Source organism: Alcaligenes sp. GCM10023179 (genome assembly GCF_042653705.1).
GTDB lineage: Bacteria > Pseudomonadota > Gammaproteobacteria > Burkholderiales > Burkholderiaceae_B > Alcaligenes > Alcaligenes phenolicus.
In genome coordinates this window covers 1,272,353-1,288,839 of record NZ_JBHSIQ010000001.1, presented here as the reverse complement: position 1 = coordinate 1,288,839, position 16,487 = coordinate 1,272,353, and the positions used below count along the sequence as shown (strand labels likewise).

The following is a 16,487-nucleotide window of genomic DNA, read 5'->3' as shown; positions in this document are numbered from 1 at the left end:
CTTTACCGCTTTAGCAAGACAAGGCTAACTCAGGCAGCAGGTTTACTGCCTTCAATTGCTTCCACGATCTTGGCAGTATCGCTCGGAGTCGACTCGGCAGCCGCATCCGGCGACGCTTCAACCGCATCAATAAGCGGGCTGACCAGGTCCACAACCTTGCTGCGCGAGAGCAGGCCCAGGAACTCGTCGTTCTCGCCCGTGACGGCCAAAGGTTCGCTGCTACGCAGCAATTGCCCCAGGATTTCATCCAGACCCATGGTGGCGGGCACGGAACTCATCTCGTCCACAAAACCGGAAATATCCCGTGCACCTTGCTGCACCGCCTCTTGAGCACTGGAACGCATCAAGACACCGGCCAGACGCTTGCCATCGAGCACAGGCGCATAACGCACGCCCCGTTCGCTCAAGCGCTCCAGCGCATGAACAGCACGGGTACGCATGGTGAAGGTCAGCGTCTTGCTGGAATCGCGCACCGCATGAGCAGCGTTCAGCACTTTGCTGCGGTTCACATCCTGCAAGAAGGCCTGCACATAATCGCTGGCGGGCGAGAGCAGAATATCCTCGGGCGAGCCTTCCTGGATCAGTTCACCATCTTTAAGAATGGCAATCCGATTGCCCAGACGCAGCGCTTCGTCCAGATCATGCGTAATAAACACAATGGTCTTGTTCAAACGGGCCTGCAGTTCCAACAACTGGTCCTGCATTTCACGTCGAATCAGCGGATCCAGCGCAGAGAAGGCTTCGTCCATCAGAAGAATGTCGGCATCGGTGGCCAAGGCACGTGCCAGACCCACACGTTGCTGCATACCGCCAGACAACTGATGCGGATACTGATTCTCGAAGCCTTGAAGCCCTACCTGCTCCAGCCAGTAAGTGGCTTTCTCTTCACGGGCGGCACGTCCTATGCCCTGCACTTGCAGACCGTAAGCCGCGTTCTCCAGCACCGTGCGATGCGGGAACAGGCCAAAACGCTGAAAGACCATGCTGATCTTTTGCTGGCGGAACTGCATCAGCGCCTTGCCATCCAGGCTCATCACATCCACATCATCGACCAGAATCTGCCCGGCTGTCGGTTCGATCAGGCGGTTGAAATGGCGGATCAGGGTGGACTTGCCCGAACCGGACAAACCCATGATGACGTAAATGCTGCCATGTTCAATGGACAGGCTGATGTCACGTAGCCCCAAGGTGTGGCCGCTTTTGGCCAGTAGCTCGTCCTTGCGCACACCGTTGCGGGCCTCTTCCAGCCAGCGCTCGGGTTGGGAGCCAAAGATTTTGTAGATATTGCGAACTTCAATCTTGCTCATGAGGCCTCCCGTGTCTGAAATCGGCGGCCAAATTCTTGTGTGATACGGTCAAACAGAATAGCCAGCAGCACAATACCCAAACCGGCCATCAGGCCACGGCCTACTTGCAGTCGGTTGATACCTTGCAGCACTTCGTAGCCCAAACCTCGCACACCAATCATGGAGGCGATCACTACCATGGCCAGCGCCATCATGGTTGTCTGGTTAATACCCGCCATGATGTTGGGCATGGCCAATGGCAATTGCACCCCGTAGAGCTGCTGCCAGCGGTTGGACCCGAAGGAGCGCGAGGCTTCCAGCACTTCGCTGTCGACCAGGCGTATACCCAGATCGGTCAGACGAATTACCGGCGCAATGGCGTAAATAATGGTGGCAATCAGGGCGGCGATCTTGCCCAGGTTGAACAGCATCACTACCGGAATCAGATACACAAAGCTGGGCATGGTTTGCATCACGTCCAGCACCGGCATCATGATGCGGCGCAGCCAGTTGAAGCTGGCCATCAACAGACCTAGCGGTATGCCTATCAGGACAGACAGGAAAACGGCCACGATCATCAGCGCCAGGGTCTGCATGGCAGCATCCCACAGGCCGATCAAACCAATGACGAACAGCATGGCACCCATGGCCACGGAAAACAGGACGCGACGGCTGGCAGCCCAGCCCAGAACGACCACCACCAGCACAACGGCCCACCAGGGACTGCTGCGCAAGATGGACTCCATAAAGACCAGCATGTCCAGCAAAGGCTGGGTCATGGCGCGCAAGGTACTGGAATAATTGGCAACCAGATCACCCACGAACTGATCGATGGGCAAACGTAAGGCGCGCGGATCAATCAACTCAGGAAACATAAAAAACACTCCGTAAAACTCGTGCATGCGGCGCGGGCATATCGCCCGGCCATGAGCCTGCCGGCCACAATGGGACCAGGCAGAAAAGCGAGGTACGGCTCAGTACCCGCACCCACATGGGGTGCAGTCACCGAGGCCGGCCTCGCCCTACAACGACACGAATACTAAAGAGCGGCTTTTACGCGCTGAGCCACTTCCATGGGCACCCACTTGGACCAGGTGTCCTCGTGCTCTTTCAGGAACCAGTGCGCCACATCCTCAGGCTCGCCTTCGGTTTTTTCCATGTGGGCCATGGTGTCGTTCATCAGCTCCAGGGGCATGCTGACATTGGCCAGGAAGGCCGTCAGTTCGGGAGCCTGCTTGGAGAACTCCGTATTCACAGCAGTGAACACCGGATTTTCGGGGTAATCGCTAGGCTCTGGATTGGCACAATCCGGGTCCGTCAGACACCCGTGCTTTTTCTCGTCATAAGCGGGCAGTTCCAGCTTGACCAGATCCATGGAGCCCACCAGCGGTGTCGGATACCAGTAGTAGAACACCACGTTTTCCTTGCGCTGATAAGCAGAGGTCAGAGCCGCTTTCTGCGTGGCACCCGTACCGGGCGAGAACAAGGTGAAGGTATCACCCAGCTTCAGGGCATTGAACAGATTGCCGCTGACCACTTCACAACCCCAACCTGCCGGGCAGCCATAGAAGCGGCCTTTACCGGGTTCTTCAGGGTCCTTGAATTCATCCTTGAACTTGGGCAAGTCCGCAGCGGACTTCAATTCAGGCAGGCGCTCGGCGGTGTAGCGTGGAATGAACCAGGCTTCGCCACCCATATAAATATCGCCAATACGTTTTACATTTCCCTTGGCTTCAGCCTGTTTCCAGGGGTCCGCCACACTGTTGAGCCAGATTTCAGTGTTGACATCCAGGTCGCCTCGCTCCAATGCGGCCAAGGCCGGAAGCGTCTCGACCGAGATGACCTCAGTCTTGCAGCCATAACCCTTGTCAGCGATAAAACGCTCGACTTCAGTCAAGACCAGATTGGATTCCCAATTCATGCCGCCAAAGCGAACCGTGCGGTCCAGTTCGCAGGCAACCGGGGTAGCGGCTTGTGCGGCGGACGACAAACCCAGCAACACGCTGGTCAGCACAGAGGCTTGAATCAGGGGAAAGCGGTGCAAGCGCGACTTGGCACCGGCGTGAGGGAAGTATGAAGACATGATGCTCCTCCTTGAGTTACTGTGGACGCGTCCTGCATGATCAGTCGGCGCCAAGGCTAAAGGGGTGTGCGGAAGACGATGCTCTTATCGCCAATACATACCTACGTATAGAGCGAGTGCCAGGCACTCACGAAAAACCCGGAACAATATTCAGGGCTGAGCCCTTCTTGTACTGTTCGCTGCCTTGACCGAAACAAAACGGCTGGGCCAGGGTTACACCGCGCGGGGCGATGATTTGGTGCGAATAGAACACGCAGTTTCAGGCGGTTCTAGATCGAATTGATGAATCTGGTAAGGAGGCCATTCTACGGGCCTTTGCAATCAAAAACAAATTCTTACCGCGCAAAACCATCAAAATCTTGGAATATGTCAATGGCAAAAACGCAACAAAACCCTTGTTTGGCGTGGTTTTAGCGTTTTTCTAAACTTTTTTTTGTTACTTATTAATTCAGAATTGATGGAGTGGCGTAAAAGCAGCCCCAAAAAAGACAAATGACAAGGCCTAAAGCCTTGTCATTTGCCCCTCCAGACCGCGCCCTCTAACGCTGGTACATATAGTCCCGACGCCATGGATACACCAGGTCTGGCGCGTAATCCAGCTCCTGTGCCCGCCCAGCACTTTGCGCCTGAGCCAAAACTTGATGCAGGGCAATCCAGCCATGCTCAAAACCCATGGCGCAACCAGCCAGATAAACCCGGTAAGCACGCAAGGATTTTTGACCCTGCTCGGAATCCAGCGTGGCCTTGGCCTTGTCCAACTGACTTTCCAAGGCATCGCTCCAGGCCCACAACGTGCGCGCATAGTGCGGACGCAGATTCTCAATGTCCAGGCCTTCCAGACCACCTTCGGCCAGATGACGCAGCACATGGCTGATATGGGTCAGCTCTCCGCCGGGGAAAATGTATTTCTCGATAAAGTCGCCCATCCCGGCACCCAGCTGGCTATTGTCCACGCCACCGGCCGTAATGCCGTGATTCAGAATCAAACCACCGGGTTTGACCAAACGGCGCAACTTGTCGAAATAGGCGCTGAGCTGGGCGCGGCCCACGTGCTCGAACATCCCGACCGAGGCCAGCTTGTCATAAGGCTTGAGTTCATCCAGCTCGCGATAATCCAGCAACATCATGCGGGCCCGGCCCGACAGACCTTTCTGCTCGATCAGCCCGTTCACATAGGCATGCTGGTTACGGGACAAGGTGATGCCCGTCACGTCCACATCGTAGTTCTCAGCCGCCCACATCAGCAGCCCGCCCCACCCGGCCCCCACATCCAGAAAGCGCTCGCCCGATTGCAGACGCAGCTTGCGGCAAATATGGTCCAGCTTGGCTTCCTGAGCCTGCGCCAGCGTCATGTCCGGTTCGCGGTAATAGGCGCAGGAGTAGACCCGACGCGGGTCCAGCCACAAGGCGTAGAAATCGTCCGATAAGTCGTAATGAAACTGGATCTGTTTGGCATCCCTTTCCTGGGAGTGACGCCAAACCGAGGTCAGGTGCTTGACGATGGAAGTCAGCCAGCCTGCCTGGGCAGCGTCAACCGGAGAGCCCGGCAAAATATCCGCTGCCAGCTGCATCAGATCCCGCATGGAGCCCTCAAAGTCCATACGCCCTTCCACGTAGGCTTCTCCCAACTGCCCGGATTGCCCTGCGGCCAGCTGCGCCAAGGTGGCATTATCTTTAATAATCAGATGAACCGCTGCATCAGCCGTGCCAACTTGCTCGCCGTTGGGCAAGGTCAGCCGAACCGGGATGCTGAGTTGATCTAATTTGGCCTGGACCATTGATGAAATTGAACTCAACTTCGCCTCCTTGTATGTAAACAAACAAAGATGACAATGTGTCGCCTCTTTCGACACACCGCCCGTAAGCTGTCAATCCTGTAGCCTAATACAATCAGCCCCTGAATCCGTTGCGTCAAAGTCACGAATCATGTGCTTCACACCTAAAGCACTTAGACCGGAATTGACCTTGCCCCATGCTAAACTGCCTGCCTTTGGCCCATTGCATCGGTTTGCATTGATGCTCGGCACAGGGTAGTGGGTTCAGGCTCTCGGCCAGGATCTGCCCCACCTTAATACTTGGCCCGATGACACGCAACCACTCCCCTGCATTTCCCCCTTGGCTCATCTTGATGGGGCTGCTCACTGCCCTGGGGCCCCTGGCCATTGATATGTACCTGCCCGCCTTCCCGGCAATGGCTCAGAGTCTGAACACCTCGGCGGGCATGGTAGAGCGCACGCTGGCGGGTTTCTTGCTGGGTGTGGGCGTGGCTCAATTAGTGTACGGCCCCATGGCCGACCGCTTCGGGCGCAAGCTGCCCTTGCTGCTGGGCGTGCTGATTTTCACCACCGCTTCCTTTTTCTGTGCACGCGCCAGCGATATTGATGAATTGACCGTGTGGCGCATTGTGCAGGCCTTTGGCGGTGCCGCTGGCATGGCTATTCCCCGTGCCGTGATCCGGGATCGTTTCGAGACCCGTGAAGCCGCCCGCGCCCTGTCCATGCTGATGCTGATTATGGGCGTCATGCCTATTCTGGCCCCGCTGATCGGTGGTCAGATCCTGCTGTTTAGCGACTGGCGCGGTATTTTCTACTTCATGGCTGGCTGTGGCGTGCTCTTGTGGCTGCTGACTTTTTTCACCATGAAAGAGTCCCTGACCCCCGAACGAGTCCTGCCACTGCAACCCAAACTGATTGTCCATAATTACAGTGCCTTGTTACGCGACCGGCCTTTCATGTTTTATTCGCTGGCCGCCGGTTTCAGTTCTGCAGGCATGTTTGCCTATATCGCCGGATCGCCACGCGTCTTTATTGATTTATTTGCAGTCGAGCCGCGCCATTTCGGTTTTTATTTTGGCGCGAATGCCGCCTGTCTGATTGTTTTCTCTCAAGTCAGCGCCCGTTTGCTCAATACGTACAGCCCGCCCACTTTGCTGCGCGTGGCACAGGGACTGCAAGTGATCTTTACCCTGCTGGGTGCCGTTCTGACCCTGCTGGGCGTACTGGACCTGACCTGGCTGATGGTGACGCTGATGGGCTTTATGGCGTGCCAAGGCTTTGTGAACCCCAATTCCGCGGCCCTGGCCCTGTCTGAACAAGGCCATCGCCTGGGAACGGCCTCGGCCCTGATGGGCGCTTTGCAAATGCTTTGTGGTGCGCTGGCCGGTTTTGCGGTCAGCAGCTGGTCCTCTTCCAATGCTTTGCCATTGACCGCCGTATTGGCCAGTTGTGCCGTCTTATCGTGGCTGTTTGGCCGCAACGCAGCAAGGAAAGCACGGTAAAACTTGATCTAAGTGATTTTTCCATATTAGAATAATCTTCTTTGTACCCCAGCACTGGGGTTAACACGATCCTAATTTTACAATCGCCCGCGGCTTTTTTCGTTTAGCGGAGGCTGATTTAGATCTCAAGGGGTATGACCATGGCACGCGTATGCCAAGTGACCGGAAAAGGCCCAATGTCGGGCAACAATGTTTCGCACGCCAACAATAAAACCAAGCGTCGCTTCCTGCCAAACCTGCAGTCCCGTCGTTTCTGGGTTGAAAGTGAAAACCGCTGGGTTCGCCTGCGCGTTTCCGCTAACGCTATCCGCACCATCGACAAGAACGGTATCGACTCCGTTCTGGCCGAAATGCGCTCCCGCGGCGAAAAATACTAAGCTGCGCTTCTTAAACATTTAACCAGGAGCTCATCATGGCTAAAGGTATACGCGAAAAAATCAAACTCGAATCGTCCGCCGGCACCGGTCACTTCTACACCACCACCAAAAACAAGCGCAACATGCCTGAAAAGATGGTGATCAAGAAATTTGACCCCGTCGTTCGCAAGCACGTCGAGTACAAAGAAACCAAGTTGCGTTAATTCGCGCACCGCTCCTGCAGCGGATTGGTTTTCAAAAAAAGCCCCTGCCCTGCAGGGGTTTTTTTTGCCCTTCACAGGCTGCTGTGACAGGCCTGCCTCCTGTCTGCCATTACGCTCATGCACACTGCCCACCTTGCAGCCGTCCACAGCGAGATTTGCCCCGTATAATGGCGGATACTCCTTTACTTTTGTCTAAAACGGTATTGCCACTCATGCAGGAACGTTACAACCCCAGCGAGGTTGAACAACTCGCTCAGCAAAACTGGACCGATCGGGACGCCTATCGCGCCGTCGAAAATGCCACCGCTCCCGATGGCTCGCTCAAACCCAAGTTTTACGCATGCTCCATGCTGCCCTACCCCAGTGGCAAGCTACACATGGGCCACGTGCGCAACTACACCATCAACGACATGATGGCGCGCCAGCTACGCATGCGCGGTTTTAACGTTCTCATGCCCATGGGCTGGGATGCCTTTGGCATGCCCGCTGAAAACGCCGCCATCAAATCGCAGGTTCCGCCCGCCAAGTGGACTTACGACAACATCGCCTACATGAAAAAGCAGATGCAGGCGATGGGTCTGGCCATCGACTGGTCGCGTGAAATGTGTGCCTGCGATCCCGAATACTACAAATGGAACCAGTGGCTGTTCCTGAAGATGCTGGAAAAAGGCATTGCCTACCGCAAGACCCAGACTGTGAACTGGGATCCGGTGGATCAAACCGTTCTGGCCAACGAACAGGTTATTGAAGGCCGTGGCTGGCGCTCGGGCGCGCTGGTTGAAAAGCGTGAAATCCCCGGCTACTACCTGCGCATTACCGACTACGCTGAAGAGCTGCTGGACACCGTGAAGACCGGCCTGCCCGGCTGGCCCGAGCGTGTGCGCCTGATGCAGGAAAACTGGATCGGCAAGAGCCAGGGTGTGCGCTTTGCCTTCCCTCACGATATTCGTGACGAGCAAGGCCAACTGATTCAGGACGGTCGTCTGTACGTGTTCACCACCCGCGTGGACACCATCATGGGCGTTACCTTCTGTGCTGTTGCCCCTGAACACCCGCTGGCTGCCCTGGCTGCCCGCAACAATCCCGAGCTGACTGCCTTTATTGAAGAATGCAAGAAAGGCGGCACCACGGAAGCCGACATGGCCACCCGTGAAAAAGAAGGTCTGCCCACCGGCCTGAGCGTCAAGCATCCACTGACCGGTGTAGACGTTCCTGTCTGGGTCGGTAACTACGTCTTGATGAGCTACGGCGACGGTGCCGTCATGGGCGTGCCTGCTCACGACGAGCGCGACTTCGCCTTTGCCCTGAAATACCAATTGCCTATTCAACAAGTGATTGGCGTTGAAGGCAAAGAGTACGACGCCACTCAATGGCAAGACTGGTACGGCGACAAGCAGCAAGGCCAAACCATCAATTCCGGCAAGTACGACGGCCTGGCGCATGCCGCCGCCGTGGACGCAATTGCGGCAGACCTGAATGCTCAAGAGCTGGGCGAGAAACAAACCACCTACCGTCTGCGCGACTGGGGCATTTCCCGTCAGCGTTACTGGGGCACCCCGATCCCGATCATCCACTGCGAGGATTGCGGCCCGGTTCCCGTTCCAGAAAAAGACCTGCCCGTGGTTCTGCCCGAAGAGCTGATTCCCGATGGCAGCGGCAACCCGCTGAACAAGCACGAAGCTTTCCTGAAGTGCACCTGCCCTTCTTGCGGCAAGCCTGCACGTCGCGAAACGGACACCATGGACACCTTTGTGGACTCGTCCTGGTACTTCCTGCGCTACACCACGCCCAAACTGAACGACTCCATGACCGATCCACGCACCGACTACTGGATGCCCATGGATCAGTACATCGGTGGTATCGAACACGCTGTGCTGCACTTGCTGTACGCCCGCTTCTGGACCAAAGTCATGCGCGACATGGGCCTGGTCAAGATTGACGAGCCCTTCACCCGCCTGCTGTGCCAGGGCATGGTGCTGAACCACAGCTACACCCGCCGCACACCTCAAGGTGGTATCGAGTACTTCTGGCCTGAAACCGTCGAAAACGTCTACGACGAAAAAGGCGCGATTATCGGTGCCCGTTTGAAGAGCGATGGTCAGCCCGTGCAATACAACGGCATCGGCACCATGTCCAAGTCCAAGAATAACGGCGTGGACCCCCAATCCCTGATCGACACGCTGGGCGCGGATACCGCCCGCCTGTTCATCATGTTTGCCAGCCCGCCAGAGCAAACCCTGGAGTGGTCGGATTCGGGCGTGGATGGCGCCAACCGCTTCCTGCGTCGCCTGTGGGCCTTCTGCTATAACCACGCCGATGCTCTGCGCGCTGGCAACGCCCAACAAGCCACCGACTGGAGCGATCTGGATGCGGCCGCCAAGCGTACCCGTCTGGAAATTCACTCCTTGCTCAAGCAAGCCAATTACGACTACGAGCGTATTCAATACAACACCGTGGTTTCGGCTTGCATGAAGATGCTCAACACCCTGGAGCAGACTCAATGGGAAGACACTCCCGCCGCACAACGTGCACTGGCTGAAACCACGTCCATTCTGTTGCGCGTGCTGTACCCTGTCGTCCCTCACATCACCTGGCAGTTGTGGCGTGAACTGGGTTGGGCAGACAGCCTGGGCGATATGCTCGACGCCCAATGGCCTGCTGTGGATGAACAAGCCCTGATTGCCGACGAAGTGGAGCTGATGCTGCAAGTCAATGGCAAGCTGCGCGGTTCATTGGTCGTGCCTCAGGGAGCGGAAAAAGCCGCCATTGAACAAGCCGCAGCCGAACACGCTGCCGTGCTCAAGTATCTGGAAGGCCGCCCCGCCAAGCGCATCATTGTGGTGCCTGGCAAACTCGTTAACGTCGTAGGTTAATCATGCACCTAGCCCGCCTGCTTCCTTCCAGCTCCTTGTCTGTTCCTGCACCCAGGTTCTGGGGACTGGCGGGCTTGATGATCCTGCTCAGTGTTGTTCTGACAGCGTGTGGCTTTCACCTGAAAGGGGTAGCCCCGCTGCCGTTCGACACGATTTACACCAACATTACGGACAACAGTGCGTTTGGCGCGAATCTGCGTCGAACCTTGTCGGCCAGTTCACCGCAAACCCGCTTTGTGGAGCGCCCGCAAGACGCTGAAGCCATCTTGCAACAACTCTCCCACAGCCGTAATCAACGCGAAATCTCCATCAACGCCAAAGGCCAGGTGGAAGAGTACGAACTGCAACTGACCTTTGTGTTCGAGCTGCTGGACGCCAAAGGCCGCGTGATCCTGCCGCCCACAACACTGAACGTCATTCGTGAAGTACCGTACGATGCCGAGGCTGTACAAGCCAAAGATAGCGAAATCGAGATGATTTTCCGCGATATGGAACAGTCTTTGATCAATCGCATTGTGCGTCGCTTGAGTTCGCCCGACGTGACCAGCGCCTACCATTACATAAGCAGCCAACCAGAGGCCAGCTCCATGGAAGAGATGGAACTGCTGCCCACTCGACAACAGGCTCCGCTGTAAGAATGGGACGCAGGGCCGACCACGACACCTTGCTGCGCGAGCTGGCCACGCCATCCGCAGCCTTTCAACCGCTTTATGTGGTGTCCGGTGACGAGCCTCTGTTGCTGGTTGAAGCGGCGGATGCGGTGCGCGCCCGCGCCCGCCAGGACGGCTTTACCGAACGCAGCAGTTTTACCCTGGATGCACGGGCCGACTGGTCGCAGCTGTTTGCTGTAGCCCAGAACATTTCCCTGTTTGGCGATCAAAAACTGGTGGATGTCAATATTCCCAGCGGCAAACCTGGCAAGCCAGGCGGCGACGCCCTGCAAAAGCTGTGCGAGCTGATCAGCGGGGGGCAAATGGATGGCACCAGCTTTCTGATTCAACTTCCCCGGCTGGACAAAGCTACACGCAACAGCAAATGGTGTCAGGCTCTGGAACAAGTGGCCTGCTGGGTTGATATTCAGCCCATCAACCGCAACTCTCTGGCAGGCTGGATTGCCCAGCGCCTGAAAGCCCAGGACCAAAGCCTGGAGCGCAACAGCCTGGAATGGATGGCTGACAAGGTTGAAGGCAACCTGCTGGCCGCCCATCAGGAAATTCAAAAACTGGCCCTGATTTACCCACCAGGCCAGCTTAGTCAGGAAGAACTGGAAAACGCGGTTCTGAACGTAGCCCGCTACAGCGTGTTTGATCTGCGTGACTCCATGCTGGCAGGTCACAGTCAACGCGCCCTGACGGTGCTTGATGGCTTGCAGGCAGAAGGCGAAGCCCTACCCCTGGTCTTGTGGGCTGTAGGCGAAGAAGTGCGTACCTTGGCCCGCTTGTCACAAGCGCGTCAGCAAGGACAGGACCTGTCCAACCTGTTTCGCCAATACCGCATTTTTGGCCCGCGTGAAAAACTCGTTCGTCAGGCCCTGGACCGTATCCCGCCTCAAAGCTGGCCCGCTTCGGTTCTGCATGCACACGATATAGACCGTTTGATCAAAGGCCTGCACCCCAACGGACGTCAGCAAGACCCGTGGGAAGAAATGCGCCGCCTGACCATGCGTATCGCGGTCGCGACACAAGCGCCCCGCCGTTAAGCGTCCGATACCCCTTAACTTCTTAATTGTTGCGATAATGCTCTCTTGAACCGGAGAGTTACACGGCTATGAACGATATCACCCAGTCCTCTGCCGCCACCCAGGTCGGCGATCTGTCTTCCATGATGCAAGATTTGGGCAAGCGCGCCCAGCTTGCTGCCCGTCGTATGCGCGCCGCTACAGGCAAAGCCAAGGCCGACGCCCTGCGCTATATGGCTGATGCCCTGATTGAGCAAAAAGCCCAGTTGCAAGCAGCCAACGAGCTGGACTTGCAAGCGGCACGTGAACGTCAGATTGCCCCGGCCATGATCGAACGCCTGGTCCTGTCCGACCGCGCCCTGGAGATCATGACCACCGGCCTGCGTCAAATTGCCGATATGGATGATCCGGTTGGCCAGATCAGCGCCTCGCGTACCCGCCCGAATGGCATGCGCGTGGCTCAGATGCGTGTCCCTTTGGGTGTCATCGGCATCATTTACGAGTCGCGCCCCAATGTGACTATTGACGCCGCTGCCCTGTGCCTGAAATCGGGCAACGCCACGATTCTGCGCGGTGGTAGCGAAGCCTTTCATTCCAACCAGGCCCTGGCGCAGATCATCTCCAGCAGCCTGGAACGTGCTGGTTTGCCCAAAGAAGCCGTGCAAGTGGTTCCCACCACGGACCGCGATGCTGTTGGCCTGCTCGTAACCATGAACGACTACGTGGACGTCATTGTCCCGCGTGGTGGCAAGAGCCTGATCCAACGACTGAGCGCCGAAGCCACGGTTCCTCTGATCAAGCACCTGGACGGCAACTGCCACGTCTATGTGGACGAATTTGCCGATCTGGAAAAAGCGACCCGCATCGTATTCAACGCCAAGACCTACCGCTACGGTATTTGCGGCACCATGGAAACCTTGCTGGTTCACCGCAGCATTGCACCCGCTTTCCTGCCAGAAATGGCCCGCCAATTGCAGGAAAAAGGGGTGGAACTGCGTGGCTGTGAGCAGACCCGTGCCCTGGTTGCCAATGTGGCCCCTGCTACCGAGGAAGACTGGGAAACCGAATTTGCCGCGGCCATTCTGGCAATCCGCATTGTGGACTCCATGGACCAGGCCATGGACCATATCGCACAGTACAGCTCCGAGCACACCGAATCCATCGTGACGGAAAACCTGAGCCTGGCCGAACGCTTCCAGCGCGAAGTAGACTCCAGCTCCGTCATGGTGAACCTGCCTACCTGTTTTGCCGACGGCTTCGAGTACGGCCTGGGTGCCGAAATCGGCATTTCCACCAACCGTCTTCATGCCCGTGGCCCGGTCGGCCTGGAAGGCCTGACGACCTACAAATGGGTCTTGCACGGCAATGGCCAAATGCGTGGTTAAATCATGCTTTGGCTAAAAACATTTCACATCTTGTTTGTGACCTCCTGGTTTGCAGGGCTGTTCTACTTGCCCCGCATCTATGTCAATCTGGCCCAGGAGCAAGATGCCAAGACCTATGAAACGCTTCTGGGCATGGCCCGGCGCCTGTATCGCTTTATGGCTCCTCTGGCCATTTTGACTTTGCTGACAGGCCTGGGATTGTTTTTGTATTACGGCATAGGCAAAGGACAGGGCTGGATGCACGCCAAACTGACCCTGGTCTTGATCCTGTTTGCCTTTCACGGTGTGTGCGGACGCTATCTGCGGCAGTTCCAGCAAGGGCAACAAAGCCGCTCACACGTATTCTTCCGCTGGTTCAATGAAATTCCGGTCATCGTTCTGCTGCTGGTCCTCATCCTGGTGGTTATAAAACCCTTCTAATACCTTATTCATGTCAGACCAATCTGAACGCAAGACACTAAGCCTGAACCCAGGCACTAAAAAGAAAGCCAGCAATGCGGAACCCCGCGTGCGCTCGGGTGCGCGCGCACGTGCAGCCAGCCTGCAGCAAGACCGCCAGGGCGGCCCCAAGCGCGAGGCCCGCCCCTACGTAGAGAAACGTGACCAGGACCGCCGCGAGCGCCCTTCTTTCAACCGCGACCGCGCAGATCGCCCTCAATCGGGCGAGCGTCGCGAATTTTCCGGTGAACGCCGTGAGCGTCCCGCATTTAACCGTGACCGCGACAGCCGTCCACAATCAGGCGAGCGTCGTGAGTTCTCCGGTGAACGCCGGGAATTCTCGGGCGAACGCCGTGAACGCCCCGCATTCAACCGTGACCGCGACAGCCGCCCACAATCAGGCGAGCGTCGTGAGTTCTCCGGTGAACGTCGGGAATTCTCGGGCGAACGTCGTGAACGACCCGCATTCAATCGTGACCGCGACAGCCGTCCACAATCGGGTGAGCGTCGTGAGTTCTCAGGTGAACGCCGGGAATTCTCGGGCGAACGCCGTGAACGTCCTGCATTCAACCGTGACCGCGACAGCCGCCCACAATCGGGTGAGCGTCGTGAGTTCTCAGGTGAACGCCGGGAATTCTCGGGCGAACGCCGTGAACGTCCTACATTCAACCGTGACCGCGACAGCCGCCCACAATCGGGTGAGCGTCGTGAATTCTCCGGTGAACGCCGTGAGCGTCCCGCATTCAACCGTGACCGCGACAGCCGTCCCCAATCGGGCGAGCGTCGTGAGTTCTCCGGCGAGCGCCGCGAGCGTCCTGCATTCAACCGCGATCGTGACAGCCGTCCGCAATCGGGCGAACGTCGTGAATTCTCCGGTGAGCGTCGTGAACGTCCTGCATTCAACCGCGATCGTGACAGCCGTCCGCAATCGGGTGAACGTCGTGAATTCTCCGGTGAACGCCGTGAGCGTCCCGCATTCAACCGTGACCGCGACGGCCGTCCGCAATCGGGCGAACGTCGTGAGTTCTCCGGCGAGCGTCGTGAACGCCCCGCATTCAACCGCGATCGTGACAGCCGTCCGCAATCGGGTGAACGTCGTGAATTCTCCGGTGAACGCCGTGAGCGTCCCGCATTCAACCATGACCGTGACAGCCGTCCGCAATCGGGCGAACGTCGTGAATTCTCCGGTGAGCGTCGTGAACGTCCTGCATTCAACCGTGACCGAGACAGCCGCCCTCAGTCTGGCGAGCGTCGTGAGTTCTCCGGTGAGCGTCGTGAACGCCCTGCATTCAATCGTGACCGCGACAGCCGCCCTCAAACAGGCGAGCGCCGCAATTTCTCGGGTGAACGCCGCGAGCGTCCAGCCTTCAAGGGCGACAAGGAATCTTCGGAGCGTACCCCTGCCGGCAAAATGCCCAGCAAGCTGTTTAGCCCGGCCGGTGACTCCGATGCCTTTCCTCAATATGTCTCGCCTATTCAGCGTGTAGACAGCCCCCAGGCCCCCAAGCCCGGTCAGCGCCTGCCCGATAGCAATATCGAGCAAAACGAGCGCGTCCAGGTCAAGGCTCTGCAAGGGGAACGCTACCGTCTGTTTGCTCCCTGCCCACAAGGGCTGGAAGAAGCGCTGTCGCTGGAACTGCAAGCACTAGGCTACGAGAACGTTCAAACCGGCCGTGCGGGCTGCCATTTTGATGCGGACTGGATCGGTGTCATGCGTGCCAACCTGTCCTCGCGACTGGCGACACGCATTTTGCTGGAAGTCTCGCACGCTCCTGTCACCAACGAAGAGGACATTCTGGCCCTGGCTCGGGTGACTCCCTGGGAACGCTGGTTTGGCCCCGAGCAGACACTGCGTGTCGACACCTCGGCCGTACGCAGCCCCATGCAAAGCTTGCAGTACTGCAATCTGCGCGCCAAAGACGGGATTTGTGACCGCCTGCGTGATCTGGAAGGCGCACGTCCTTCCATCGATACCGTACGCCCGGATGCCAAGGTGCATTTGTTCCTGGACGAGACCAGTGCCACCTTCTACCTGGATACCAGTGGCGAGTCCCTGTTCAAGCGCGGCTGGCGTCACGACAAGGGCGATGCGCCTTTGCGTGAAAACCTGGCAGCGGGCCTGCTGGCCCTGTCTGGCTGGGACCCCAGCAAGCCTTTGATCGACCCCTTCTGCGGTAGTGGCACGATTCTGATCGAAGCCGCCTGGATGGCTTTGGGAGCGCCTCCCGGCATCTGGCGCCCCTTCCACTTCGAGCGTCTGCGCTGCCACGACCAGCGCTTGTGGCGTGATATCAAAGACGAAGCGCGCTCCATGATCGCACCTCGTCTGGATACTCCATTGATTGGCTACGACATCAACTCCACCGTTCTGGATGCAGCCCGTTCCAACCTGGAACGCTCGCACCTGACGCTGGAGACGATTCGCTTCGAGCAAGGCGATGCCCTCAAGATTCGTCCAGAAACGGAAGCCGGCTGGATTGTCACCAATCCTCCTTACGGCGAGCGCCTGGAACATCAGGACGAGGACTTCTGGCCAAACTGGGCCAGCAACCTCAAGCAAAACTTCGCCAACTGGAGCGTGAACATGATCAGCAGCGACCTGGAGCTGCCACGTCATATGCGCCTCAAGCCCAAGCGTCGTTACCCGCTGTACAACGGTGCTCTGGATTGCCGTCTGTTCTGCTTTGACATGGTTCCGGCCAGTTATCGCAATAACGAGACAGCCTCGGACGCCAGCGAAGACTCAGCCAGCGCCGAATAAGCGTCAAGCCGTCTTGTACAAGGCAACAAGGGCCAAGTCCATGAAAATGGCTTGGCCCTTGTTTATTGAGACAAGCCCCCCATATCTTGATTACTTTTCTACCCTTCTGGGGCCCGCCCGACTCCA

Annotated in this window: 13 protein-coding genes; 9 read left to right on the top strand and 4 right to left on the bottom strand. The window is 57.5% G+C overall.

Features of this window, described 5'->3' with window-relative positions:
* Positions 1–29 precede the first annotated feature (29 nt).
* The 4 genes from ACFPDR_RS05725 to ACFPDR_RS05710 all read right to left on the bottom strand — a co-directional run bounded on the left by ACFPDR_RS05725 (position 30) and on the right by ACFPDR_RS05710 (position 5,147).
* Positions 30–1,307, bottom strand: coding sequence for a quaternary amine ABC transporter ATP-binding protein (locus ACFPDR_RS05725; protein WP_009456471.1), 1,278 nt, complete (start codon positions 1,305–1,307; stop codon positions 30–32).
* On the bottom strand, positions 1,304–2,161 hold the full coding sequence (locus tag ACFPDR_RS05720) for an ABC transporter permease (RefSeq protein ID WP_009456478.1): 858 nt from the start codon (positions 2,159–2,161) through the stop codon (positions 1,304–1,306). The genes ACFPDR_RS05725 and ACFPDR_RS05720 overlap by 4 nt, the downstream gene beginning before the upstream one ends.
* Positions 2,162–2,325: 164 nt before the next feature.
* Complete coding sequence (locus ACFPDR_RS05715) at positions 2,326–3,369, bottom strand: ABC transporter substrate-binding protein (protein WP_009456480.1); 1,044 nt, start codon at positions 3,367–3,369, stop codon at positions 2,326–2,328.
* A 539-nt stretch (positions 3,370–3,908) separates the two neighbouring features.
* Positions 3,909–5,147, bottom strand: coding sequence for a class I SAM-dependent methyltransferase (locus tag ACFPDR_RS05710; RefSeq protein ID WP_035274497.1), 1,239 nt, complete (start codon positions 5,145–5,147; stop codon positions 3,909–3,911).
* A 350-nt stretch (positions 5,148–5,497) separates the two neighbouring features.
* On the opposite strand from ACFPDR_RS05710, the gene ACFPDR_RS05705 reads away from it, so the two are divergent.
* The 9 genes from ACFPDR_RS05705 (at position 5,498) to ACFPDR_RS05665 (ending at position 16,361) form a co-directional block, all read left to right on the top strand.
* Positions 5,498–6,646 (top strand): Bcr/CflA family multidrug efflux MFS transporter, encoded by a 1,149-nt coding sequence (locus ACFPDR_RS05705; RefSeq protein WP_088452995.1) that lies wholly within the window; start codon positions 5,498–5,500, stop codon positions 6,644–6,646.
* A gap of 140 nt (positions 6,647–6,786) precedes the next feature.
* The gene (gene rpmB, locus ACFPDR_RS05700) at positions 6,787–7,023 is read left to right on the top strand and encodes a 50S ribosomal protein L28 (protein ID WP_003802782.1); all 237 of its coding nucleotides are present in this window, start codon (positions 6,787–6,789) and stop codon (positions 7,021–7,023) included.
* 35 nt (positions 7,024–7,058) lie between these two features.
* Positions 7,059–7,226, top strand: a complete 168-nt coding sequence (rpmG, locus tag ACFPDR_RS05695) for a 50S ribosomal protein L33 (RefSeq protein WP_003802781.1) — start codon at positions 7,059–7,061, stop codon at positions 7,224–7,226.
* A 212-nt stretch (positions 7,227–7,438) separates the two neighbouring features.
* Positions 7,439–10,099 carry a leucine--tRNA ligase gene (leuS, locus tag ACFPDR_RS05690; RefSeq protein WP_060186926.1) on the top strand — a complete coding sequence of 887 codons (2,661 nt, stop codon included), beginning with the start codon at positions 7,439–7,441 and terminating at the stop codon, positions 10,097–10,099.
* A 2-nt stretch (positions 10,100–10,101) separates the two neighbouring features.
* Positions 10,102–10,734, top strand: coding sequence for an LPS assembly lipoprotein LptE (lptE, locus tag ACFPDR_RS05685; RefSeq protein ID WP_026483068.1), 633 nt, complete (start codon positions 10,102–10,104; stop codon positions 10,732–10,734).
* Positions 10,735–10,736: 2 nt separating this feature from the next.
* The gene (gene holA / locus ACFPDR_RS05680; RefSeq protein ID WP_060186927.1) at positions 10,737–11,798 is read left to right on the top strand and encodes a DNA polymerase III subunit delta; all 1,062 of its coding nucleotides are present in this window, start codon (positions 10,737–10,739) and stop codon (positions 11,796–11,798) included.
* A 68-nt stretch (positions 11,799–11,866) separates the two neighbouring features.
* Complete coding sequence (locus tag ACFPDR_RS05675) at positions 11,867–13,162, top strand: glutamate-5-semialdehyde dehydrogenase (protein ID WP_088450488.1); 1,296 nt, start codon at positions 11,867–11,869, stop codon at positions 13,160–13,162.
* Between the two features lie 3 nt (positions 13,163–13,165).
* Positions 13,166–13,582, top strand: a complete 417-nt coding sequence (locus ACFPDR_RS05670; RefSeq protein WP_035272539.1) for a CopD family protein — start codon at positions 13,166–13,168, stop codon at positions 13,580–13,582.
* 10 nt (positions 13,583–13,592) lie between these two features.
* Positions 13,593–16,361 carry a THUMP domain-containing protein gene (locus tag ACFPDR_RS05665; RefSeq protein WP_376910787.1) on the top strand — a complete coding sequence of 923 codons (2,769 nt, stop codon included), beginning with the start codon at positions 13,593–13,595 and terminating at the stop codon, positions 16,359–16,361.
* Positions 16,362–16,487 lie beyond the last annotated feature (126 nt).

Bases quoted from the DNA above. Each gene is read 5' to 3' on its own strand.
- ACFPDR_RS05725 (WP_009456471.1), bottom strand. From the start codon at position 1,307: ATGAGCAAGATTGAAGTTCGCAATATCTACAAAATCTTTGGCTCCCAA.
- ACFPDR_RS05720 (WP_009456478.1), bottom strand. From the start codon at position 2,161: ATGTTTCCTGAGTTGATTGATCCGCGCGCCTTACGTTTGCCCATCGAT.
- ACFPDR_RS05715 (WP_009456480.1), bottom strand. From the start codon at position 3,369: ATGTCTTCATACTTCCCTCACGCCGGTGCCAAGTCGCGCTTGCACCGC.
- ACFPDR_RS05710 (WP_035274497.1), bottom strand. From the start codon at position 5,147: ATGGTCCAGGCCAAATTAGATCAACTCAGCATCCCGGTTCGGCTGACC.
- ACFPDR_RS05705 (WP_088452995.1), top strand. From the start codon at position 5,498: ATGGGGCTGCTCACTGCCCTGGGGCCCCTGGCCATTGATATGTACCTG.
- rpmB (WP_003802782.1), top strand. From the start codon at position 6,787: ATGGCACGCGTATGCCAAGTGACCGGAAAAGGCCCAATGTCGGGCAAC.
- rpmG (WP_003802781.1), top strand. From the start codon at position 7,059: ATGGCTAAAGGTATACGCGAAAAAATCAAACTCGAATCGTCCGCCGGC.
- leuS (WP_060186926.1), top strand. From the start codon at position 7,439: ATGCAGGAACGTTACAACCCCAGCGAGGTTGAACAACTCGCTCAGCAA.
- lptE (WP_026483068.1), top strand. From the start codon at position 10,102: ATGCACCTAGCCCGCCTGCTTCCTTCCAGCTCCTTGTCTGTTCCTGCA.
- holA (WP_060186927.1), top strand. From the start codon at position 10,737: ATGGGACGCAGGGCCGACCACGACACCTTGCTGCGCGAGCTGGCCACG.
- ACFPDR_RS05675 (WP_088450488.1), top strand. From the start codon at position 11,867: ATGAACGATATCACCCAGTCCTCTGCCGCCACCCAGGTCGGCGATCTG.
- ACFPDR_RS05670 (WP_035272539.1), top strand. From the start codon at position 13,166: ATGCTTTGGCTAAAAACATTTCACATCTTGTTTGTGACCTCCTGGTTT.
- ACFPDR_RS05665 (WP_376910787.1), top strand. From the start codon at position 13,593: ATGTCAGACCAATCTGAACGCAAGACACTAAGCCTGAACCCAGGCACT.